The 1,063-nt window shown below is 61.8% G+C and carries 2 protein-coding genes; both read left to right on the top strand.

Annotated elements, in window-relative coordinates; translation table 11 throughout:
- A partial coding sequence (locus LUB09_RS23840; RefSeq protein ID WP_231423854.1) for a substrate-binding domain-containing protein occupies positions 1 to 921 on the top strand: 921 nt, incomplete at its 5' end.
- On the top strand, positions 918 to 1,063 hold a 146-nt coding region (locus LUB09_RS23835; RefSeq protein ID WP_231423855.1), incomplete at its 3' end, for an ATP-binding cassette domain-containing protein. The genes LUB09_RS23840 and LUB09_RS23835, both read left to right, overlap by 4 nt.

Raw genomic sequence — 1,063 nt, 5'->3', positions numbered from 1 at the left:
GCTGAAGAAGTAAAAATCGGCTTCCTGGTCAAACAGGCCGAAGAGCCCTGGTTCCAGACCGAATGGGCCTTCGCCGAAAAAGCCGGCAAGGAACACGGTTTCACCGTGATCAAGATCGCCGTGCCCGATGGCGAGAAAACCCTCTCGGCCATCGACAGCCTGGCCGCCAACGGCGCCAAGGGCTTTGTGATCTGCCCGCCGGATGTGTCCCTCGGCCCGGCCATCGTCGCCAAGGCCAAGGCCAACGGCCTCAAGGTGATTGCCGTGGACGACCGTTTCGTCGACGCCAAGGGCGCGTTCATGGAAGACGTGCCGTACCTGGGCATGGCCGCGTTCGAAGTGGGCCAGAAGCAGGGCGCCGCGATGGCCGCCGAAGCGAAAAAACGTGGCTGGGACTGGAAGGACACCTACGCGGTGATCAACACCTTCAACGAGCTCGACACCGGTAAAAAACGCACCGACGGTTCGATCAAATCCCTCGAAGAAGCCGGCATTCCCAAGGACCATATCCTCACTGCCGCGCTGAAAACCCTCGACGTTCCGGGCAGCATGGACGCCACCAACTCGGCGCTGGTCAAGCTGCCCAGCGGCGCGAAAAACCTGATCATCGGCGGCATGAACGACAACACCGTGCTCGGCGGCGTGCGCGCCACGGAAAGCGCCGGGTTTGCGGCGGCCAACGTGATCGGCATCGGCATCAACGGCACCGACGCCATCGGCGAATTGAAGAAGGCCAACAGCGGTTTCTTCGGCTCGATGCTGCCCAGCCCGCACATCGAGGGCTACAACACAGCGCTGATGATGTACGAGTGGGTCACCAAGGGCACCGAACCGCCGAAATACACGGCGATGGACGAAGTGACGCTGATCACCCGGGAAAACTTCAAGGAAGAACTGACCAAAATCGGGCTGTGGAAATGAGTGCGGCCGCCCTGCGTTTTGAGGGTATCGGCAAAACCTTTCCCGGGGTCAAGGCGCTGGACGGCATCTGCTTTACCGCCCAGCCGGGCCAGGTGCATGCGCTGATGGGCGAGAACGGCGCGGGCAAGTCGACGCTGCTGAA

The sequence above is a fragment of the Pseudomonas sp. Leaf59 genome, assembly GCF_920984685.1.
In the GTDB taxonomy this organism is placed as follows: domain Bacteria; phylum Pseudomonadota; class Gammaproteobacteria; order Pseudomonadales; family Pseudomonadaceae; genus Aquipseudomonas.
The sequence above is the reverse complement of the archived record's forward strand: the minus strand, read 5'-3'. Positions and strand labels throughout refer to the sequence as shown.